Here is a 19,750-nt window from a genome sequence, read left to right as displayed (position 1 = left end):
CCTCCGCACGGCCGATCGCGCACCCTCCCTACTAACGTCTATGTTACTAACATCGTCGTTAGTGTCATGGGTGGAGGTCGACGGACATGGTGGACTTCGTAGGTCGTCGCCAGGAGCTGGCGACTCTGGAGCGGGAGCTGCAGAAGGTGGTGGCCGGGGCCGACGGGGAGCGGCCCGGCCGGTGCGTGATGTTGCGCGGGCGGCGCCGGGTGGGGAAGTCGCGTCTGGTCGAGCGGTTCGCGGAGCGCTCCGGGGCCCCGTTCTTGTTCTATGCGGCGACCGGCGCCTCCGTCACCGATGATCTTGCACGGCTCGCTCGGGACGCCCAGACGTCGACGCTGCCGCAGGCGCGGCTCCTGGCAGCTGCACGACCGGACAGCTGGGACGCCGCGTTCGAGGTGCTGGCGGCGGCGCTGCCCGACGACCGGGCGAGCGTGCTGGTCATCGACGAGGTGCCGTACCTGATGGATGCCGACGGCGCCTTTGAGGGGATGCTGCAACGGGCCTGGGACCGAGTGCTGGAGACCAAGCCCGTGCTGCTCGTCCTCATCGGCTCCGATCTGTCGATGATGGAAGCCCTGAACAGCTACGGACGCCCCTTCCATCAGCGCGGCCGGGAGATGGTGCTGGGGCCGCTGAACCCCGCCGAGGTGGGGCAGATGCTCGGGTTGGAACCGGCGGAAGCGTTCGACGCCGCGCTGGTCACCGGCGGGCTGCCGCTGATCTGCGCGGAGTGGCCGCGAGGGACGGGGCTGTGGGACTTTCTCGGCGAGGCGCTGAGCGACCCGGTGTCGGCCCTGCTGGTCTCGGCCGAGCGCTCGCTTGCCGCCGAATTTCCCCCGCAGGCTCAGGCACGCACCGTGCTGGCGGCTATTGGCAGTGGTGAGCGGACCTTCACCAACATCGCCCGTGCGGCCGGCGGGATCGGGGCCACGCCATTGCAGCGAGCCCTGGAACTGCTCACCGACAAGCGGATCGTCGCCGCGGAGCTGCCCGTGTCGCTGCGTCCGTCGAAGGATCGCCGCTACCGGGTGGCGGATCCCTACCTGCGGTTCTGGCTGCACCTGCTCGGCCCCTCCATGGAGGAGATCGAGCGGGGGCGGGGTGATCTGACCTTGGCGCGCATCCGCGAGAACTGGACCAGTTGGCGTGGCCGAGCCGTCGAGCCCCTCGTCCGCGAGGCCCTGGCGCGGATACTGCCCGATGGCAGCCTGCCCGCGGCCCCGGCGGTGGGCGGCTACTGGACCCGTACGAACGACGTCGAGATCGACATCGTCGGGGCGGACCGCGCCCCCGTCGCCAAGGAACTGCTCTTCGTCGGCTCCATCAAATGGCTGGAGCAGTCCCCGTTCGACCGGCACGACTTGGCCGCCCTCCACCGACACCGCGCCGCCCTCACCGACGAACCTGTTCCGGTCGTGGCGGTCTCGCGCAGCGGAGTCGACTGTCCGGGGCTCGATGCGGCCTACGGCCCTGGCGAGTTGCTGAGCGCCTGGCCGGCTTGAGGGTTGACCGGGAGATCTCCGAAACATTCGGTCGCAACATTCGGTCCAGAGATCTTGATGCTCTGCCTGTCGCTTAGCGGCTCAAACCATGAATCGTTCAAGTGGCGCATTGAACTGGAGTTATCTGACGACCTGTCGTGTCGTCCGGGTAGCGAATATTTCGCTCCCCGCACCGAAACTATTGACAGCTGTCAGGGCCAGTTCAAAACTGACGCCGCATGGACACCACACCCGCACGCACGACGCACTTCAGGTGGTTAGCCGGCGGCGCCTGTGCCCTGCTGCTGGCTCTTCTCGCGGCGATGACCCTCCCCGGCACCGCGAGTGCCGACACGGTTGTCACCACGAACCAGACCGGTACCGACAACGGCTACTACTACTCGTTCTGGACCGACTCCCAGGGGACGGTCTCCATGAACCTCGGAGCCGGTGGCAACTACAGCACCTCCTGGAGCAACACCGGCAACTTCGTGGCCGGCAAGGGCTGGAGCACCGGCGGGCGCCGGAGCGTGACGTACTCGGGGACCTTCAATCCGTCCGGCAACGGGTATCTGGCGCTGTACGGATGGACGTCGAACCCGCTCGTCGAGTACTACATCGTCGACAACTGGGGCACCTACCGGCCCACGGGAACGTACAAGGGCACCGTCACCAGTGACGGCGGGACGTACGACATCTACAAGACCACGCGGTACAACGCCCCCTCCGTGGAAGGCACGAAGACCTTCGACCAGTACTGGAGCGTCCGGCAGTCGAAGCGGACCGGCGGCACCATCACCACCGGCAGTCACTTCGACGCCTGGGCCCGGGCCGGGATGCCTCTGGGCAGCTTCAGCTACTACATGATCCTCGCCACCGAGGGTTATCAGAGCAGCGGGAACTCCAACATCACCGTGGGCGGCACCAGTTCGGGCGGCGGCGGTAGTAGTGGTTGTGCCGCCACCTTGTCCGCCGGCACGCAGTGGAGCGATCGGTACAACCTCAACGTCTCGGTCTCCGGGGCCAGCAACTGGACCGTGACCATGAACGTGCCCGCCCCGGCCAAGGTTCTCTCCACCTGGAACATCGCCGCCACCTATCCGAGCAGCCAGGTGCTGACCGCCAAACCCAATGGCAGCGGCAACAGTTGGGGCGCCACCATCCAGCCCAACGGCAACTGGACCTGGCCCACCGTCTCCTGCACGGCGACCTGACCCCTCGACTGCCGAGGCTGGAGGACCACTTCGGATGAGAGACGCATCGCACTTCTCGTTACGCTCACGCTCCCTGGTCGCCGGGCTGGTGGCCGTCCTCGCCCTGACCGCCGCGGGCATCCGTACCGTCGGCGCGGCCACCCCGGCGCGGGCCGCCGCCTGCACCGGGTACGTCGGGCTCACCTTCGACGACGGGCCGTCCGGCAACACCCCCACCCTGCTCAACGCGCTGAAGCAGAACGGCCTTCGGGCCACGATGTTCAACGAGGGCCGGTACGCCGCCACTTACCCCTCGCAGGTCAAGGCGCAGGTCGATGCCGGGATGTGGGTCGGCAACCACAGTTACACCCACCCGCACCTGACGCAGCAGACCCAGGCGACGGTCGACTCGGAGATCTCCCGGACCCAGCAGGCCATCGCGAGCGCGGGCGGCGGCACACCCAAGCTGTTCCGGCCGCCCTACGGCGAGACCAACGCGACGGTGAAAACCGTCGAGGCCAAGTACGGCCTGACGGAGATCATTTGGAACGTCGACTCGCAGGACTGGAACGGCGCGAGCACCGACGCGATCGTCCAGGCGGCCGGTCGGCTCACCAACGGCCAGGTCATCCTCATGCACGACTGGCCGGCCAACACGGTCGCGGCGATCCCGCGTATCGCCCAGGGGCTGGCCGCCCGCAATCTCTGCGCCGGGACGATCTCCCCGCAGACCGGCCGCGCCGTCGCCCCCACCGGCAGCGGCAACAGCTGAGGCGTCACCAAAGGGTGCGGGATCCCCGTTACCTGTCCCCGTGACCTCCCGCACCCTTTGCCCGTCCAAGCCGCCCTCCAAGCCGCCCTCCATGCCACCCTCCATGCCACCCTCCATGCCACCCCGTCACCACCCCCGCCCCGCCTCAGAACCCCCGCCGCGCCCCGCCGTCCACCGACACCATCACCCCGGTCACATACGAAGCCGCCGGTGACAGTACGAACGCCCCCACGCGGCCGAACTCCTCCGGTGCCCCGTACCGACGCAGCGGAATCGCGGCCTCGTTGGCGGCCCGCTTCCCCTCCGGGTCGGGCGCCAGTCCGTCCAGCTCGCGCATGCGGTCCGTGCCGATTCGGCCCGGGAGCAGGCCGACGACGCGGATTCCGCGGGGGCCCAGTTCGTCCGCGAGGGACTTGGCGAAGCCGGCCAGGCCGGGGCGGAGGCCGTTGGAGAGGGACATTCCGGGGGCCGGTTCGTGGGCCGTGCCGGACAGGACGAAGCCGATGGAGCCGCCCTCCGGCAGTTCTGCCGCTGCCGTCCTTGCCAGTCTTACCGCGCCCAGGAACACCGACTCGAAGGCCGCGCGCCACTGTTCGTCGGAAGTGTCGGCCACGGTGCCCGCGGGCGGGCCGCCGACGCTGATCAGGATGCCGTCGAAGGCGCCGTACAACTCCCGCGCGGCGGCGATCAGTTGGTGGGGTGCCTGGGGGTCGGAGTTGTCGACGGCGACTCCCGCCGCGTTCGGGCCGAGCTCGGCCGCCGCCTGCGCGGCGCGCTTCTCGTCGCGGCCGGTGACGACCACCTTGGCGCCGTCGGCGACCAGTTCGCGGGCGACGGCGTAACCCAGCCCGCGGGTCGCGCCGGTGAGGACGTACACCCTGTTCTGCAGTCCGAGATCCATGAGTCCGGGTCCTCCTAGAGACCGAGGGCCGTGGCGATGACGGCGTCCACCTGCGCCGCCAGCTTCGTGTCGTCCTCCTCCGTCCACGCCCACGTGACGTGTCCGTCGGGGCGGATCAGGGCGGCGCGTACGTCCGCCCAGGCCGGGCGCGTCCGGTCGGGGGACCCGCCGTGCACCGCCACCCGCTGTCGGGCCCGGTCGGCCAGCGCGCCCTCCGCCGTCAGGTCGAGCAGGACGTACGAGTCCGCCCGCAGCGCGCCGAAGAGGGTGCTGTCCGTGCTGGGGAGGGCGAAGTCGGGGGCGCGGGTGCCGGTCACCGGGTGGGCCGCGGGGTCGGAGCTCGGGTAGGCGACGTCGAGCGCGGTCAGGCGGCCCGCGAGTACGTCGCTGAACTCCCTTGATTCCGGGACCATTCGGCTCAGCAGGTCGCGCAGGGCGAGGCCCTCGGGCGTGAAGGCGTGGAACAGGTAGGTCTGCGCGCGGCTGTGCTCCATCAGCTGTTCGCCGACCGGGTGGCGGTCGGTGTGGTAGCTGTCCAGCAGTCCGTCCGAGGCCCAGCCGTCGATCGTCGCGGCCAGCTTCCAGCCGAGGTTGAAGGCGTCCTGGAAGCCGACGTTCATGCCGACGCCGCCGGTGGGGTAGTGCTGGTGCGCGGCGTCGCCCGCGAGGACGACGCGTCCGCGCCGGTACTCGGTGGCCAGGCGGGTGGCGTTGCCGTAGCGGGAGAGCCAGGACGGGTCGTGCATGCCGAAGTCCTCGCCGGCGATGTCGACGACCTTCCGCCGCAGTTCCTCCAGGGTGAAGTCGCCGGGCCACTCGGTGGTCTCGCTGTCGGGGCTGGTGCCGGCGATGCGCCAGCGATTGTCGGGCAGCGGCACGATCATCAGGCCGCCGCGCTCGGTGAAGCGGTTGAAGCCGGGCGCCGGCGGATTGTCGAAGAGGACGTCACCGAGCCAGCCGAGATAGCGGGAGTCCGTGCCGGGGAACTCGATGCCGGCCGCCTCGCGCACGGTGCTCCTCGTGCCGTCGCAGCCGGCGAGGTACTCCGCCTGGATCTCGTACGGCCCCTGCGGTCCCGTCACTTGGACGGTCACCGAGTCCGCGTGCTCGGTGAAGCCGGTGACGCGATGCCCGCGCCGGATCGTGGCGCCGAGCCCGAGGGCGTACTCCTCGAAGAGCGCCTCGGTGCGGGCCTGGGGGATGAAGAGGGTGTACGGGAACGGGGTGTCCATGACGGAGAAGTCGAGCCGGTTGGACAGGTTGGCGAAGTGGCCCGTGGAGATCTTCAGGCTCTCGTCGAGGAAGCGCCGGTGGATGCCGCGGGAGGCCAGCACCTCGACTCCGCGCGGGTGCACGGTGAGCGCCTTGGAGCGGTTGTCGATCTCGGTGCGGAGCTCCAGGACGGTGACGGCGATGCCGTTCAGGCGGAGTTCGGCGGCGAGCCAGAGCCCGACGGGGCCGCCTCCGGCGATGACGACCTGCTGTGTCTCCACGGGATCACCTTCTTCTGGGTCGACTTCTTGGTCACTGACCAAGTCTCTCGCCGTGCAGTAAACTAGGTCGGTGACCAAGACGCAACAGGGCGACCGGCTGGATCCGGCCACCGTGATCCGTGCGGGGCTGGACCTCCTGGACGACAAGGGACTGGACGCGGTGTCCACGCGCGCGGTCGCCGACCGGCTCGGCGTGCGGATCAACACCGTGCAGTGGCATGTGAAGACCAAGGCCCGGATGCTGGAGCTGATGGCGGACGCCGTACTCGGCGAGATTCCGCTGACCGACCTGCCGGCCGCGCCCGCCGAACGGGTCCGCGAGCTGGCCCGCCGCTTCCGCCGTGCCCTGCTGTCCCATCGCGACGGCGCGGCCCTGGTGGTCGGCACCTACCCCGCCGAACCGGGCACCCTGTCCTTCGCGGAGGCCCTGGTGGAGGCGCTGCTCAAGTGCGGCCTGGGGGACCGGGAGGCCGCGTGGACCTCGTGGGCGGTCATCTACTTCGCGCTGGGACTGACCCAGGAGGAACAGGCGGTCGGCCACCGGCCGCTGGGCGACATCCTGGCCCGGGCGATCTCCGAGACGACCTACCCCTCCCTGCACCGCGTGGCCGGCCATCTCGCGCCGGCGTCCTTCGACGAGCGGTTCGAGGTCGGGGTGGCCGCGCTGCTCGCCGGGACCTGAGGCACGACGGGGTCGGTCAGCCTCCGTGATGACCTCGTCGTGGTACCGCGGTACCACTCGCCCGGCGAGGATTCCCCCTGGGGCCCACGGGCCGGGACGGCCGCGCCCATAGCGTCGAACCAGGACACCGCGGCGGATCCGCGGCCGGGTTCAGGCAGGAAAGGCGCCCCATGATCGAGGTACGTCAGCTGACGAAGCGGTACGGGGACAAGACGGTCGTCGACAATCTGAGCTTCACCGCCAAGGCCGGCGAGGTGACCGGCTTCCTCGGTCCCAACGGCGCCGGCAAGTCCACGACGATGAGGATGGTCGTAGGACTGGACTCACCCACCGACGGTTCGGTCACCGTCAACGGCCGTACCTACGCCCGCCATTCGGCGCCCCTGCACGAGGTCGGTGCCCTGCTGGAGGCCAAGTCGGTGCACCCCGGGCGCACCGCGTTCAACCATCTGATGGCCCTCGCGTACACCCACGGCATCTCCCGCGCCCGGGTGGACGAGGTCATCGAACTGGCCGGACTGACCAGCGTGGCCGGTAAGCGCGTGGGCGCCTTCTCCCTCGGCATGGGACAGCGGCTCGGCATCGCCGCGGCGCTGCTCGGCGACCCGTCGATCGTCATGCTCGACGAACCGGTCAACGGCCTCGACCCCGAGGGCGTGCTGTGGGTGCGCAACCTGCTGCGCCAACTGGCCGACGAGGGACGGGCGGTGATGCTCTCCTCGCACCTGATGAGCGAGACCGCGCAGATCGCCGACCACCTGGTGATCATCGGCCGCGGCCGGCTGCTCGCCGACACCACGGTCGACGACTTCACCCGGGACGCCGGCAGCGGAGCGGTGAAGGTCGCCACCGCCGACACGGCCAAGTTGCGTTCCCTGCTGATCGGTCCCGAGGTCACGATCACCTCCTCGTCCACCGAGGAACTCATGGTCCGCGGGCGCGACGCCCGGGAGATCGGCGCCATCGCGGCCGCGCACGGGGTCGCGCTGTACGAACTCACCCCGCAGGCCGCCTCCTTGGAATCGGCGTTCATCGAGCTCACCCGCGACTCCGTCGAGTACCAGAGCGCTCCGGCCGGCCCCGCACGAAAGGCCGCATGATGACCGTCACCGACCTGTCCGCGAATCCGACCCCGACCCCGGCACCGGCCCGCACGACCGTGCACAAGGTGACCGGACCGCGCGTCCTGCGCTCGGAGTGGGCCAAGTTCTGGTCCCTGCGCTCCAGTTGGATCACCCTGGGCGTCGCCGTCTTCCTGCTGGTCCTCTTCGGCACGATCGCCTCCCACACCTACAGTCCCGACGGCGGCGCGGGCGGCGGACGCCCGGGTCCCGGGAGCGGCGGCGACAGCGACGCCGTGAGCCTGGCCCTGACCGGCGTGACCTTCGCGTCCCTCGCCATGGGTGTGCTCGGTGTCCTGCTCTCCGCGGGCGAGTACACCACCGGCATGATCCGCTCGACGCTCACCGCGGTCCCGCGCCGGCTGCCGGTCCTGTGGGCCAAGGCCGCCGTGATCGGGCCAGTCGCCCTCGTCCTCACCGCCGTCGGCGCGCTGGCCGCCTTCGAGTTCGGCGCGCCGGGTCTGGACGGCACCGACATCGCCCTGTCCCTGGGAGACGACGGGGTGCTGCGCAGCCTGGCCGGTGCCGGGGTCTATCTCGCCCTGGTCGCCGTGTTCGGCGTGGCCCTCGGCATGCTCATCCGGTCCTCCGCCGGGGCCATCGCGTCCCTGGTCGGCATCCTGCTGATCCTGCCGGGACTCGCCTCCCTGCTGCCCGACTCGTGGGACGACACCCTCAGCCCGTACTTCCCCAGCAACGCGGGCCAGGCCGTCTACGCCCTGCACGAGTCCTCCGGCTCCCTCTCGCCGGGCGCGGGGCTCGCGGTCTTCGCGGGCTGGGTGGCCCTGGCGCTGGTCGGGGCGGCCGGGCGGCTCATCCGTACGGACGCCTGATCCGGTATCGGACGATGCACGGAGGCAGCCCGATCCGGTACCGGACCATGCGCGGTCGCGTGATCCGGTACCGGACAATGGCGGTCATGAGTCCGCACCGCGCGGCAGCCGCCCCGGACATCGGCCCGGGGACGGCTCGCCCGCCGCTCCCCGGGTCGGACGGCGGGTGGACGCACTCGCTGCTCGACCGGCTGCTCGGCGACCGGGGCCACCGGCCGTGGCCGGGCGCCCGGCACCCGCGGCTGGTCGACACCGCGCTGGTGCTGCTCATCGTGGTCATCGCGCTGCCCGTCCTGCTCCGCGGCGGCGGAACCCAGCCGTCTCCCTTCGGTGACGGCGAACCCCGGGTCCAGCTCCCGGTCGGCGTCCTGTGGGCCTTCGTGGCCGCGCACGCCGTTCCCCTGTGGTGGCGGCGCAAAGCCCCGGCGATCGTCTTCCTGGTGATCGCGCTGGCGTCCGTCCTCCAGTGGTCGATGGAGGTGTGGCTGCCCACCGGGCTCGCCGGGCTCGTCGCCCTGTACACCCTGGCCCGCCAGGGGCCCCTCCGGGCACTGGGCTGGGCCGTCGCGCTGACCGCCGGGGAACTGCTGCTGGCCGCCTTCGTGCTGGTCCCCGGCAAGGGCGAGCACCCCCTGCTCGGCAGCTTCCTGCTGCTGGGCACGGTGACGGCGTCCGTCGCCGTGGGCCTGGCCCTGCGTATCCAGCAGATGTACATGGCGGCGCTGGAGGACCGGGCCAGACGCCTGGAGATCGAGCAGGAGCAGCGCGTCCGGCTCACCGCCGCCGCCGAGCGCTCCCGGGTCGCCCGCGAGATGCACGACATCGTCGGCCACAACCTCTCCGTCATGGTCAGCGTCGCCGACGGCGCCGCGACCCTCGCCGCCAACCGGGGCGAGCGGTCCGCCGAGGCACTGCGCGTCCTCGGCGACACCGGCCGCCAGGCCATGAACGAACTGCGCCGGGTGCTCGGCGTGCTGCGCGAGGGCCAGGCGGACGAACGCCTGCTGGGTCCGCAGCCCGGGATCGACGACCTGGACCCGCTCATCGCGCGGGTACGCGCGGCCGGCCTGTCGGTCGTCTACCGCACCGTGGGCGACCTCGACGCCCTGGGCAGCGGCGTGCAGCTCACCGTGTACCGCGTCGTCCAGGAGTCCCTCACCAACACCCTCAAGCACGCGGGCACCGGCGCGAGTGCCGAGGTCACCGTCGCGGTCGAGGCGGGACAGGCCCGCATCCGGGTCGCGGACACCGGCGTACCACCGGGAGCACTTCCGCGCGTGAAGCAGACCGGCCACGAGCCCGACCCCGCCAACCCCGGTCACGGACTCGTCGGCATCCGCCAACGGGCCGCCATGTACGGCGGAACCGTCGTCGTCGGCCCGTCCACCACCGGCCACGGCTGGACCGTGGACGTCGTACTCGACGTACCGCCAGGAGACCAACTGCCATGACGACTGGGCTCATCGCCGACGACCGGCCGCTGCGGCGCACGGGTGTGCGCGGTCCGGGTGACGCGGGCACCGGTCGGATCGCGGGTGTCGTGTTCGACGTACCGCCGGGAGACCCGCTGCTGTGACCACCATGCCTGTCGCCGACGACCAGCAGCTGCCGCGGAGTGGTGCTCGCGGTCGGGGTGACGCCGGCCGAGGCCGGATCGCGAGCGTCGTGCTCGACGTACTGCCGGGAGACCCGCTGTCATGACCACCGTGCTCATCGCCGACGACCAGCCGCTGCAGCGCATGGGTGTCCGGATGCTCATCGAGGGGACCCCCGGCCTGACCGCGGTCGGTGAGGCCGAGCACGGTGCCGAGGCCGTCCGGATGGCCGCCGAACTCCGGCCCGACGTCGTCCTCATGGACGTTCGCATGCCCGGCATGGACGGCCTGGAGGCGACCCGCCGCATCGTCGCCTCCGGCGGCCGTACCCGCATCCTCATCGTGACCACTTTCGACCTCGACGAGTACGCCTACGAAGGCCTGCGGGCCGGCGCCAGCGGCTTCCTGCTCAAGGACGCCCGCCCCGAGGAACTCGTCGCCGGCATCCACGCGGTCGCCACCGGCGACGCCGTCGTGGCCCCTCGCCTGACCCGCCGCCTCCTGGACGCCTACGCCCACCAGGTCCTCGCCCCCGCCGACCCGCCCGCCGCGGACCACCCCGTGCTGCGCGCACTCAGCGACCGCGAACGCGAGGTCCTCGTCGCCGTCGCCCAGGGCTGGACGAACACGGAGATCGCCGACCACCTCGTCCTCACCGAGTCCACGGTCAAGAAACACGTCGGCCGGGTCCTCGCCAAGATCGGCGCCCGCGACCGCATCCAGGCGGTGATCATGGCGTACGACGCCGGGTTGGTGCGGGCGAAGCCGTAGCCGGGCGCGAGGGCCTGGCCGGCGACGAGGGCGGCTGCAAGACGTTGCCTGCCTACCCGCGGGGGAGCAGCCGAGGCCTACGCCTCACCCGTCACCCGCCGGCAGGCTTCCGCGTACGCCCGTACCAACGGCCTGTCGTCGTCCCCGCGCCACGCGAGGGCGTAGCGGCTGGGGGAGAGGCCACGGACCGGGCGGGTGACGACGTCGCCCAGGGTGATGAGCGGGGCGTTGCCCGCTGCCACCAGGCAGATGCCGAGGCCCGCGACGAGGGCCTCGTACGTCTCCTCCGTGCCGGCGACCTCCGCGCCGATGCGGGGCGGGCGGCCGTCGCGGTCGGGCAGGGCGAGCCAGTGGTCGCGCAGCGGGCCCGCGCTGTGCGGGAGGGCGAGGAATGGCTCGTCGGCCAGTTCGGCGAAGTCGATCCCGGCGCGGGCGGCGAGCGGGTGGGTGCGGGGGAGGGCGACCAGGCGGGGCTCCTCGGCGACGACCGTCCACGCCCAGCGGGTCTCGTCGGGCAACGGCAGCCAGACGAAGGCGACATCGGCGTCCCCGGCCGCCAGGCCCGCCGTCGGGTCCTCCCAGCTCACCTGGCGCAGCCGCACCACCGCCTCGGGGTGCGCGGCCGTGAAGCGGGAGCGGATCGCGGGCAGCAGACCGCCGCGGCCCGGGCTGGTGCTCATGCCCACCACCAGCGTGCTGCGCTCCGCCGCCCGCGCCTCGGCCACCGCGACCGCGCCCTCGGCCCAGTCGGCCAACACCCGCCGCGCGTACGGCAGTAGCGCGGCGCCCGCCGCCGTGAGCGCGACCCCGTGCGGATCGCGGCGCAGCAGCTCGACGCCCAACTGCCGCTCCAGGGCCCGGATCTGCTTGCTCAGCGCGGGCTGGGAGACGTAGAGCAGCTCCGCCGCGCGCGTGAAGTGCAGTTCCTCGGCCACCGTGACGAAGTAGCGCAGGTCCCGCACATGGACGTCCGTGGTCATGCCTATCGGTTATCACCAAAGGTCTTGGACGGACAACTGCCCCGGGCGGCACGGTGGTTCACGGACAACACAGTGACCGGGACGGGGACGGAGAACGACATGAACAAGGTGTGGCTGGTGACCGGCGCGAGCAGCGGGTTCGGGCGCGCGATCCTGGAGGCGGCCGTGGCCGACGGCGACGTGGTGATCGGCGCGGCGCGCCGGCCCGAGGCGATGGCCGACCTCGTGGCCGCCCACCCCGACCAGGTGGAGGCGCTCCGGCTGGACGTCGCCGACACGTCCGCCGCCGAGCCCGCGGTACGGGACGTGGTCGCGCGGCACGGACGGATCGACGTCCTGGTCAACAACGCGGGCCGCGGTCACGTCGGCGCCTTCGAGGAGACCACGGACGAGGAACTGCGAGACATCTTCGACGTGCACGTCTTCGGCCCGGCGGCGCTGGTCCGCGCGGTCCTGCCGCACATGCGCGCGCGGCGCTCGGGCGCGATCGTGCAGATGAGCAGCCTGGGCGGACAGACGTCCTACCCCGGCTTCTCGGCGTACAGCGGCAGCAAGTTCGCCCTGGAGGGCATGTCCGAGGCGCTCGCGGGCGAGGCCGCGGAGTACGGCATCAAGGTCCTCGTCGTGGAACCGGGTGCCTTCCGTACGTCCTTGTACGACGGGACGCAGGCCAGCGCCGACAGCCGCGTGTACGCCACGGTGGGCGGCACGCGCGCGATGGTGCGGGCCGGCTTCGACGGCGAGGCCGGCGACCCGGCCAAGGCGGCGGCCCTGATCCTGGCCGCCCTGGAATCGGGCGGCACCCCGCTCCACCTCCCGCTCGGCGACGACGGCGTCAGCGCGGTCCTCGACCACCTCGACCAGGTGCGCGAGGAGGTCGAGACCTGGCAGAAGCGCACCAGGGCGACGGGGTTTCACGACTCGGGCGACTTGGGCGGGACGGGTGGCCCGGACGACTCAGGTGACGGAGGCGAGTGAGGCGACCGAGGGGAGCGGGACGGCTGATGCCTCCACGGATCGGCCCACCTCGGCCGGGAGCCTCCCACTGAGACTTCCGGGGATGGTGCGACTGGCCTTGTCCGTACCGGGGTGAGGTGCGAGGCACCCCGCCCACCCCCTCAAACCCCCCGTCCCCGACCCACCCCGTTGTCAGTCCCCGGTGCCAAGATGGGCGTATCGGGGTGGGCTGCGAGCAGAGGGGTGGAATGGCGCGGGGCGAGGAGGTGGTGGGGGTCGAGGCGCCGGTGGGGCGGCGGGCCCGGGGGGTGTTCGCGGAGGGCACGCGGCTGTACGGGGCCGCGCGTGCCGTGCTCGACGATCACGCCCGTGCGCTGGAGGCCGTGCGATCCGCGCTGGCGCCGCTTCGGGACGAGCTCGTGGCCGAGGCGCTCGGGTCCATCCCGGTCGCCCGGCTCAAGGACGCCACCGAGGGCCGGCTGCGGCTGGCGGCCGTGGAGGCGGCGGGGCTGACCACCGTGCGCGCGGTGCACGACGCGAGCCGTTACGACCTGCGCCAGATCCCCGGCGTCGGCGCGCAGACCGCCGACCAAGTGCTCGCCGCCGCCCGGCAGATCGCCCGGGAGGTCGAGCAGACCGTCGCGGTCCGGGTCGACGTCGATCACCCCGAGCCTCGCACGACCGCCCTCGTCGTCGCCCTGCACCGGCTGGTCGAGGCCGGTCCCGAGCTGCGCAGGGCCGTGGACACCGCCGCGCGGCTCGACCGCCGACTTCGCGAACTGCTGCCCGCCGCCCGGCCCGCGACCAGCAGAGTGCGCCTCGCGCTCGCCGGGCGCCGCCGCAGGGAGGTCGCCCTCGCGGCGACGGCGGAGCTGCGCGAGCTGACCTCCGGGCCCGCCGCCCGCAGCACCGGCCTCCAACTGGCCCAGGCCTCCACCGATCTGCTGCGCGGCCCGGCCGCCGACATCGAGGCCTGGGTCGACTTCGAGCTGCGCTCCGCCGAGTACTACAGCCAGCTCGCCGAGGTCGGCGACCACCCCACGGACGAGGCCGCAGCCGAGGGCTTCCTGCCGGCCGATGTCGCCGAGCGGGTCCGCGCCCAGCCGCTCGACGACACCCACCGCCGGGTCTCGCTGCGCGGCTACCAGTCCTTCGGCGCCCGGTTCGCCCTCGCCCAGCGCCGGGTCGTCCTCGGTGACGAGATGGGCCTGGGCAAGACCGTCCAGGCCATCGCCGCGCTGGCCCACCTCGCCGCGCGCGGGGAGAGCCACTTCCTGGTGGTCTGCCCGGCCAGCGTGCTGATCAACTGGACCCGCGAGATCACCTCCCGCAGCACGCTCAGGGCCCTCCCGGTGCACGGCCCGGACCGCCAGGACGCGTTCGCCGAGTGGCGCGAGCGCGGTGGCGTCGCCGTCACCACCTTCGACTCGCTGCACACCCTGCCCGCCGCCGACGGCACCAAGCCCGCGATGCTCGTCGTCGACGAGGCGCACTACGTGAAGAACCCCGACACCCGCCGCGCCCGCGCGATCGCCGGCTGGACCGGACACTGCGACCGCGTCCTCTTCCTCACCGGCACCCCCATGGAGAACCGCGTCGAGGAGTTCCGCGCCCTGATCCGCCATCTCCGCCCCGAACTGGTCCCGCAGATACGCGACAGCGCCGCGGTGGCCGGCCCGTACGCCTTCCGCAAGTCCGTCGCGCCCGCCTACCTGCGCCGCAACCAGCAGGACGTGCTCACCGAACTGCCCGCGCTGCTCCAGGTCGACGAGTGGGAGGCGTTCGGCGCCGCGGACCGGCTGGCCTACCGCGCGGCCGTCGCCGAGGGGAACTTCATGGCGATGCGCCGGGCCGCGTACGTCGACGCGGAGAAGTCCGCGAAGCTCCAGCGGCTGCGCGAACTGGTCGCGGAGGCCGCGGCGAACGACCTCAAGGTGGTCGTGTTCTCGTACTTCCGCGATGTCCTGGAAACGGTCCGACAGGCCCTGCCGGAGCCGCAGTTCGGGCCCGTCTCCGGCTCCGTCCCGGCCGCCCGCAGGCAGCGGATGGTCGACGAGTTCACGGCCGCCGAGGGACACGCGGTGCTGCTGTCGCAGATCGAGGCCGGCGGTGTCGGCCTCAACCTCCAGGCCGCGTCCGTGGTGATCCTGTGCGAGCCGCAGGTCAAACCCACCCTGGAACACCAGGCTGTGGCCCGCGCCCACCGCATGGGCCAGGTCCGCCCGGTCCAGGTGCACCGCCTGCTCGCGACCGACAGCGTGGACGAACGCCTGCTGCGCATCCTGGAGAACAAGACCCGCCTCTTCGACGCCTACGCCCGCCGCAGCGACACCGCCGAGTCCACCCCGGACGCCATCGACGTCACCGACGGCGGCATCGCCCGCCGGATCGTCGAGGAGGAGCAGCGCAGACTCGCGGGCGAGCAGGTCGAGCAGCCGACGGACTGACCTGCGCGGACCTGGCGCGAACCGCGGTCGGGCCCCATTCCGTCCCGGCCCGCCTCCCGCTTACGATGCGCCAGTCGTACGACCGTTCAGCACAGCCCACCCCAGGAGCGCGGCACTCTTGTCCATACCCCCGCCCCCAGGGCCCCCGCAGCCCCAAGGGCCGTATCAACAGGGCCCCTACGGCTACCCGTACCAGCCCTGGGGCCAGGGCTACAGCCCGTACGGGCAGCCCGCCCCGGTCAACGGCGTGGCCATCGCCTCCCTGGTGCTCGGCATCCTGTGCTGCATCCCGGGCGTCGGACTCGTGCTGGGTCTCGTCGCGCTCGCGCAGATCCGGCGGAAGGGCGAGCGGGGCAGGGGGATGGCCGTCACCGGGTCCGCGCTGTCGGCCTTCGGCCTCACCCTGTGGGTGCTGGTGCTGGCCACCGGCGGTCTGACCGACATGTGGGACGGTGTCAAGGACGCCGCCCGCGACAACGGCAGCGCCTACAGCCTCACCAAGGGCGAGTGCTTCGACGCGCCCAGCGGCTCCCTGGAGGGCTTCGCCTACGACGTCGACCAGGTGACCTGCGCGGGCGAGCACGACGGCGAGGTCTTCGCGGCCGTCCGGATGACCGGGTACGGCGACTCCGCCGCCTATCCCGGGGACGACAAGGTCACCGACACCGCCGACGCCCGCTGCTCCGCGCTCCGCTACGACTACGCCATGGACCTGTGGGCCGTACCGGAGTACGTCGACATCTACTACCTGACCCCGACCCGGGACAGCTGGGGGCTGGGCGACCGCGAGATCACCTGCGTGTTCGGCAACACCGACGAGACGGCGAGCCTGACCGGTTCGCTGCGCAACGACGCGGCGAGCCTGGACGCCGACCAGCGGGCCTATCTCACGGCCGTCAACCTCGGGAACAGGGCCATGGACGGCCAGCCCGTGGACAGTCCCGACGACGACCTCGCGGCCAACCGGAAGTGGGCGGGCCGGATGGCGACCGCGCTCACCCAGGAGGCCCGTCAGCTGCGCGGTCACCGCTGGCCGACCGGGGCGGACAAGCCGGTCGGGAAGGTCGCGGCGGAGATCGGGACGATCCAGCAGGAGTGGGCCAGGGCGGCGAAGGCCGAGGACGCGGACGCCTTCTACGTGTCCTACGACCGGATCCTGACGCTCTCCACCACCGAGCACTCCCTCACGGCCCGCGAAGCTCTGGGCCTGGCCACCACCCCGCCCTCGGACGGGGACACGGGCGGCGGCGGGGGCGACGGGGAAGGCGACCCCGGCCTGGAGGTGTGACGGCTCCCATAGCGGGGAGAAAGTGCCTGCGTAAAGGCTTCCCCCGGAACAAGTCATCACATCGGGTGATTCTCTGGCCTTTGCTTGCATGGTCGAACCCACGGTTGCCACGCTGTTGCTGTCTGTACAACCTGATGGGAGCGGCCAGTGACTTTCGGTGAGCAGCCGGCGTACCTGCGCGTCGCGGGTGATCTCCGCAAGAAGATCACCGACGGGTCGCTGCCACCGCACACCCGCCTGCCGTCCCAGGCCCGGATCCGCGAGGAGTACGGCGTCTCGGACACGGTCGCGCTGGAGGCCCGCAAGGTGCTGATGGCCGAGGGTCTGGTCGAGGGCCGCTCCGGCTCGGGGACATACGTGCGCGAGCGGCCCGTGCCGCGCTCCGTCTCCCGCTCCGGGTACCGCCCGGACGGCGGGGCCACGCCGTTCCGTCAGGAGCAGGCCGACGGCGAGTCCCGCGGCACGTGGGAGTCCCGCAGCGAGCAGGCCGAGGCGAGCGGCGCGGTCGCCGAGCGGCTCGGACTGCACCCCGGCGACCGCGTGATGTGCACGCGGTACGTGTTCCGGGAGGCCGGCGAGGCGATGATGCTCTCCACCTCCTGGGAGCCCCTCGCGGTCACCGGCCGCACGCCCGTGATGCTCCCCGAGGAGGGCCCGCTGGGCGGCATGGGCGTCGTCGAGCGCATGGCGGCGATCGACGTGATCGTGGACAACGTCACCGAGGAGGTCGGCGCCCGCCCCGGCCTCGCCGAGGAGCTGCACGCCCTGGGGGGCGTCCCCGGACATGTCGTCCTGGTCATCCAACGCACGTTCTACGCCTCGGGCCGCCCCGTCGAGACCGCGGACGTGGTGGTCCCGGCCGACCGCTACCGGATCTCGTACCACCTGCCGGTGAAGTAGCGCACACCTTTGCGGCGCCCGCCTCCGCGGGCCCCGGTCCGTACCCCCTCCGCGCGCCTGTGCGACCCTGTCGTCCGCCGGTGGAATCCGGTCGTTCTCGCAGGTCGCTCATGGCTGCCCGAGATGCCTCTGACCGGATGCGTCGGTGGCCGCGGGCGGCGCGTACGGTGTCGCGCGCCCCCTTCACTCTGGCCGGTTGCGTACCTCTTTGTGAAAAGCCGTATTCGCTGCGTGAAGGTTAGGCGTAGGCTCGGGCATATGCGGATTGCGGTTTCCTTAGCGGGCGGGGCACGGCACGAGCCGCGGGCGGGCGGCGGAGCTGCTGGGGCGGGAAGGAGGGGTGGGGCTTGATGAACGACGGCACGATCACTCTCCCCTGGCTCGTCATACGGCAGGACGACAACGGCAATCGCTACCGCGTCGGCAGGTACGCGACCCGGGCCGAGGCCCAGAAGATCGCGGACAGCCTCGACGACCGCGGACACAAGCAGCTCTACTGGGTCGAGCAGATCGGCCAGAACGGACAGGGCGGTACGAGCACCGCCAACTGAGGTCCGCTGCCGGGCCGAACTCCAGGGGGGTCCGGGTCTTCGGGCTCCCGTAGGCTCCCGCGCATGACGGAACGGATCGTGGTGGGGGCCGCCCTGCTCGACGGCGGTCGCCTGCTCGCCGCGCGCCGCAGCGCGCCCCCCGAACTCGCCGGGCGCTGGGAGCTGCCCGGCGGCAAGGTAGAGGAGGGCGAGGCGCCCGAGGCGGCCCTGGTGCGCGAGCTGCGCGAGGAACTCGGCGTGGACGCCGAGCCCGTCGAGCGCGTCCCCGGACAGTGGCCCCTGCGCCCGCCGTACGCCCTCCAGGTGTGGACCGCCCGGCTGCTCCCCGGCTCGGCCGACCCGAAGCCCCTCGAAGACCACGACGAGCTGCGCTGGCTGGGTCCCGGCGAGCTCTGGGACGTGGACTGGCTCGACCCCGACGTGCCCGCCGTTCGGGAAGTGGCTGCCCGGCTCGTGACGGGGTACGTGTCCGAGTAGCGACGGGGCACGCGTCCCCGTGGCGGAGGAACAGGGTGGGGTGAGGGGCGAGCGCGCGGCCGTGCCGGGGCGCCGGACCGGGCGCCCCCTACGCCGTTCGTGCCACAGTGCGCCGCTGGGGGCGGTACTGCGCGCCGGATATCGGGTATGTGCCCATTAACCCCACGAAACCGGACATGGGTGGGCTTGTCGGCCTGGGAAGTGATCGGCGTGAGCGACACCGAAGGCGAAGGCGCCGAGTGGAGCTTTCCCGCGGAGCCCGGCGCTGTCCGCAGTGCCCGCGCCACGGTCCGCCGCCAACTGCACGAGTGGGACCTCGACACCCTCGGTGACCTCGCCGCGCTGCTGGTCAGCGAGCTGGTGACCAACTCCCTGCGGCACGCCACCGGCCCCATCGGCGTCCGGCTGGTCCGTCCCGGGCGACTCGGCGGCGTCCTGCTCGTGGAGGTCTCCGACCCGCTGCCCGACCCGCCCCGCGAGCGCGTGGCCCGCGCCGAGGACGAGAGCGGCCGGGGTCTGCAGCTGGTCGCCCTCTCCTCGCGCCGCTGGGGCACCCGCCCCGGCGAGGCGGGCAAGACGGTGTGGTTCGAACTGGCGGTGCCCGGGTGAACCGCGCACCGGTCCCGGAGCGTGTCTGTCCGCGGACCCCGCGTGCGAGCCCTGTACGCACGGGCCGGAACTGTCCACCGGAGCCCTGTACGTGGGCCTTCGCGCTGTCCACTGGCTGGTTCAGGCCAGTGGCAGTTGTCGACGAGCGTGATTCGACGACGTGTGGGCTGGTTAGAAGACTGGAAGTGTTGTCACGGTCCGGACCGAAAACCGTCGGGACCGTGCTGTGATCGTGAACACCGTGTTGTGCGGCGCCGTAGTGCTGGATACTGCGGGCAGCCGCCCCCGGTGACCGGTGCCGGACGCGGTGAGCTGGAGGGGACGGTTCGCGTGAGCGAGATACCAGCGAAGGCCACGGGGTCCGAGGACCCGTCGGACGGCGCGAGGACGGCGGCCGCGGCTGATGCCGCGGCCGACGTGAGGCGTGGAGCCACGGGTGGCTCGGCGCTGTCCTCCCCCGGGTCCTTCTCCGGCGCGGGCCGGCACGACATCGGGTTCGGCTCCGACGAGGCGCCCCCCTACGACGCCATGTGGCAGAGCAGTCCGCCCGGCTCCATCTACGACTACATCAAGGTCGCGTCCTTCTCCATCGGCCCCGACGGGCTGGTCGACCAGTGGAGCCTGCGCGCCGAGCAGCTCTTCGGGATCCCCGCCGAGCACGCCGTCGGCATGGACCCCATCGAGGCGTTCATCGAC

The 19,750-nt window shown here is 72.0% G+C and carries 19 protein-coding genes and 2 pseudogenes; 18 read left to right on the top strand and 3 right to left on the bottom strand.

Annotated features, from left to right (window positions below; genetic code table 11):
- The first annotated feature begins 86 nt into the window (after positions 1-86).
- From ACWDR3_RS01440 to ACWDR3_RS01430, 3 genes and pseudogenes are all read left to right on the top strand, one after another.
- The gene (locus ACWDR3_RS01440) at positions 87-1,505 is read left to right on the top strand and encodes an ATP-binding protein (RefSeq protein WP_450349847.1); all 1,419 of its coding nucleotides are present in this window, start codon (positions 87-89) and stop codon (positions 1,503-1,505) included.
- A 218-nt stretch (positions 1,506-1,723) separates the two neighbouring features.
- A complete protein-coding gene (locus ACWDR3_RS01435; RefSeq protein ID WP_450349845.1) occupies positions 1,724-2,698 on the top strand; it encodes a glycoside hydrolase family 11 protein in 975 nt (324 codons plus the stop codon).
- Between the two features lie 34 nt (positions 2,699-2,732).
- A pseudogene (locus tag ACWDR3_RS01430) lies at positions 2,733-3,440 on the top strand (polysaccharide deacetylase family protein); the annotation flags it as partial.
- 154 nt (positions 3,441-3,594) lie between these two features.
- On the opposite strand, the gene ACWDR3_RS01425 reads toward ACWDR3_RS01430, so the two are convergent.
- Positions 3,595-4,350: an SDR family NAD(P)-dependent oxidoreductase gene (locus ACWDR3_RS01425; RefSeq protein ID WP_450349843.1), complete on the bottom strand. Its 756-nt coding sequence runs from the start codon at positions 4,348-4,350 to the stop codon at positions 3,595-3,597.
- Positions 4,351-4,364: 14 nt separating this feature from the next.
- Positions 4,365-5,843, bottom strand: a complete 1,479-nt coding sequence (locus ACWDR3_RS01420) for an FAD-dependent monooxygenase (protein WP_450349841.1) — start codon at positions 5,841-5,843, stop codon at positions 4,365-4,367.
- A 70-nt stretch (positions 5,844-5,913) separates the two neighbouring features.
- On the opposite strand from ACWDR3_RS01420, the gene ACWDR3_RS01415 reads away from it, so the two are divergent.
- The 7 genes from ACWDR3_RS01415 (at position 5,914) to ACWDR3_RS01385 (ending at position 10,845) form a co-directional block, all read left to right on the top strand.
- Complete coding sequence (locus ACWDR3_RS01415) at positions 5,914-6,525, top strand: TetR/AcrR family transcriptional regulator C-terminal domain-containing protein (protein ID WP_450349839.1); 612 nt, start codon at positions 5,914-5,916, stop codon at positions 6,523-6,525.
- A gap of 170 nt (positions 6,526-6,695) precedes the next feature.
- Positions 6,696-7,625 carry an ABC transporter ATP-binding protein gene (locus ACWDR3_RS01410; RefSeq protein ID WP_450349838.1) on the top strand — a complete coding sequence of 310 codons (930 nt, stop codon included), beginning with the start codon at positions 6,696-6,698 and terminating at the stop codon, positions 7,623-7,625.
- A complete protein-coding gene (locus tag ACWDR3_RS01405) occupies positions 7,625-8,479 on the top strand; it encodes an ABC transporter permease (RefSeq protein WP_450350105.1) in 855 nt (284 codons plus the stop codon). The genes ACWDR3_RS01410 and ACWDR3_RS01405 overlap by 1 nt, the downstream gene beginning before the upstream one ends.
- A gap of 86 nt (positions 8,480-8,565) precedes the next feature.
- Entirely contained in the window at positions 8,566-9,930 is a 1,365-nt protein-coding gene (locus tag ACWDR3_RS01400) for a histidine kinase (protein WP_450349836.1), read from the top strand.
- Entirely contained in the window at positions 9,927-10,055 is a 129-nt protein-coding gene (locus ACWDR3_RS01395) for a hypothetical protein (protein ID WP_450349835.1), read from the top strand. Before ACWDR3_RS01400 ends, ACWDR3_RS01395 begins: the two co-directional genes overlap by 4 nt.
- Entirely contained in the window at positions 10,052-10,180 is a 129-nt protein-coding gene (locus tag ACWDR3_RS01390; protein WP_450349834.1) for a hypothetical protein, read from the top strand. Before ACWDR3_RS01395 ends, ACWDR3_RS01390 begins: the two co-directional genes overlap by 4 nt.
- Positions 10,177-10,845, top strand: coding sequence for a response regulator (locus ACWDR3_RS01385; RefSeq protein WP_450349832.1), 669 nt, complete (start codon positions 10,177-10,179; stop codon positions 10,843-10,845). Before ACWDR3_RS01390 ends, ACWDR3_RS01385 begins: the two co-directional genes overlap by 4 nt.
- A 77-nt stretch (positions 10,846-10,922) precedes the next feature.
- Here the strand turns inward: ACWDR3_RS01385 and ACWDR3_RS01380 are convergent, their stop codons facing one another.
- Positions 10,923-11,825 carry a LysR family transcriptional regulator gene (locus tag ACWDR3_RS01380; RefSeq protein WP_450349830.1) on the bottom strand — a complete coding sequence of 301 codons (903 nt, stop codon included), beginning with the start codon at positions 11,823-11,825 and terminating at the stop codon, positions 10,923-10,925.
- A 99-nt stretch (positions 11,826-11,924) separates the two neighbouring features.
- On the opposite strand from ACWDR3_RS01380, the gene ACWDR3_RS01375 reads away from it, so the two are divergent.
- From ACWDR3_RS01375 to ACWDR3_RS01340, 8 genes and pseudogenes are all read left to right on the top strand, one after another.
- Positions 11,925-12,803 carry an SDR family NAD(P)-dependent oxidoreductase gene (locus ACWDR3_RS01375; protein ID WP_450349828.1) on the top strand — a complete coding sequence of 293 codons (879 nt, stop codon included), beginning with the start codon at positions 11,925-11,927 and terminating at the stop codon, positions 12,801-12,803.
- 227 nt (positions 12,804-13,030) lie between these two features.
- A complete protein-coding gene (locus tag ACWDR3_RS01370; RefSeq protein ID WP_450349826.1) occupies positions 13,031-15,229 on the top strand; it encodes a DEAD/DEAH box helicase in 2,199 nt (732 codons plus the stop codon).
- Positions 15,230-15,347: 118 nt separating this feature from the next.
- Positions 15,348-16,517, top strand: a complete 1,170-nt coding sequence (locus tag ACWDR3_RS01365) for a DUF4190 domain-containing protein (protein WP_450349824.1) — start codon at positions 15,348-15,350, stop codon at positions 16,515-16,517.
- A gap of 147 nt (positions 16,518-16,664) precedes the next feature.
- Positions 16,665-17,417, top strand: a complete 753-nt coding sequence (locus tag ACWDR3_RS01360) for a GntR family transcriptional regulator (RefSeq protein WP_450349822.1) — start codon at positions 16,665-16,667, stop codon at positions 17,415-17,417.
- Between the two features lie 350 nt (positions 17,418-17,767).
- Positions 17,768-17,968, top strand: coding sequence for an SPOR domain-containing protein (locus ACWDR3_RS01355; RefSeq protein ID WP_123997967.1), 201 nt, complete (start codon positions 17,768-17,770; stop codon positions 17,966-17,968).
- Positions 17,969-18,031: 63 nt separating this feature from the next.
- On the top strand, positions 18,032-18,445 hold the full coding sequence (locus tag ACWDR3_RS01350) for a (deoxy)nucleoside triphosphate pyrophosphohydrolase (RefSeq protein WP_450349820.1): 414 nt from the start codon (positions 18,032-18,034) through the stop codon (positions 18,443-18,445).
- A 147-nt stretch (positions 18,446-18,592) separates the two neighbouring features.
- Positions 18,593-19,054, top strand: coding sequence for an ATP-binding protein (locus tag ACWDR3_RS01345; protein WP_450349818.1), 462 nt, complete (start codon positions 18,593-18,595; stop codon positions 19,052-19,054).
- Positions 19,055-19,384: 330 nt separating this feature from the next.
- Positions 19,385-19,750 (top strand): annotated as a pseudogene (locus ACWDR3_RS01340) (SpoIIE family protein phosphatase); the annotation flags it as partial.

This window comes from Streptomyces sp. NPDC001002 (assembly GCF_053599215.1).
The sequence above is the reverse complement of the archived record's forward strand: the minus strand, read 5'-3'. Positions and strand labels throughout refer to the sequence as shown.

Bases quoted from the DNA above. Each gene is read 5' to 3' on its own strand.
- ACWDR3_RS01405 (WP_450350105.1), top strand. From the start codon at position 7,625: ATGACCGTCACCGACCTGTCCGCGAATCCGACCCCGACCCCGGCACCG.
- ACWDR3_RS01385 (WP_450349832.1), top strand. From the start codon at position 10,177: ATGACCACCGTGCTCATCGCCGACGACCAGCCGCTGCAGCGCATGGGT.
- ACWDR3_RS01375 (WP_450349828.1), top strand. From the start codon at position 11,925: ATGAACAAGGTGTGGCTGGTGACCGGCGCGAGCAGCGGGTTCGGGCGC.
- ACWDR3_RS01395 (WP_450349835.1), top strand. From the start codon at position 9,927: ATGACGACTGGGCTCATCGCCGACGACCGGCCGCTGCGGCGCACGGGT.
- ACWDR3_RS01345 (WP_450349818.1), top strand. From the start codon at position 18,593: ATGTGCCCATTAACCCCACGAAACCGGACATGGGTGGGCTTGTCGGCC.
- ACWDR3_RS01370 (WP_450349826.1), top strand. From the start codon at position 13,031: ATGGCGCGGGGCGAGGAGGTGGTGGGGGTCGAGGCGCCGGTGGGGCGG.
- ACWDR3_RS01435 (WP_450349845.1), top strand. From the start codon at position 1,724: ATGGACACCACACCCGCACGCACGACGCACTTCAGGTGGTTAGCCGGC.
- ACWDR3_RS01410 (WP_450349838.1), top strand. From the start codon at position 6,696: ATGATCGAGGTACGTCAGCTGACGAAGCGGTACGGGGACAAGACGGTC.
- ACWDR3_RS01350 (WP_450349820.1), top strand. From the start codon at position 18,032: ATGACGGAACGGATCGTGGTGGGGGCCGCCCTGCTCGACGGCGGTCGC.
- ACWDR3_RS01440 (WP_450349847.1), top strand. From the start codon at position 87: ATGGTGGACTTCGTAGGTCGTCGCCAGGAGCTGGCGACTCTGGAGCGG.
- ACWDR3_RS01355 (WP_123997967.1), top strand. From the start codon at position 17,768: ATGAACGACGGCACGATCACTCTCCCCTGGCTCGTCATACGGCAGGAC.
- ACWDR3_RS01380 (WP_450349830.1), bottom strand. From the start codon at position 11,825: ATGACCACGGACGTCCATGTGCGGGACCTGCGCTACTTCGTCACGGTG.
- ACWDR3_RS01400 (WP_450349836.1), top strand. From the start codon at position 8,566: ATGAGTCCGCACCGCGCGGCAGCCGCCCCGGACATCGGCCCGGGGACG.
- ACWDR3_RS01425 (WP_450349843.1), bottom strand. From the start codon at position 4,350: ATGGATCTCGGACTGCAGAACAGGGTGTACGTCCTCACCGGCGCGACC.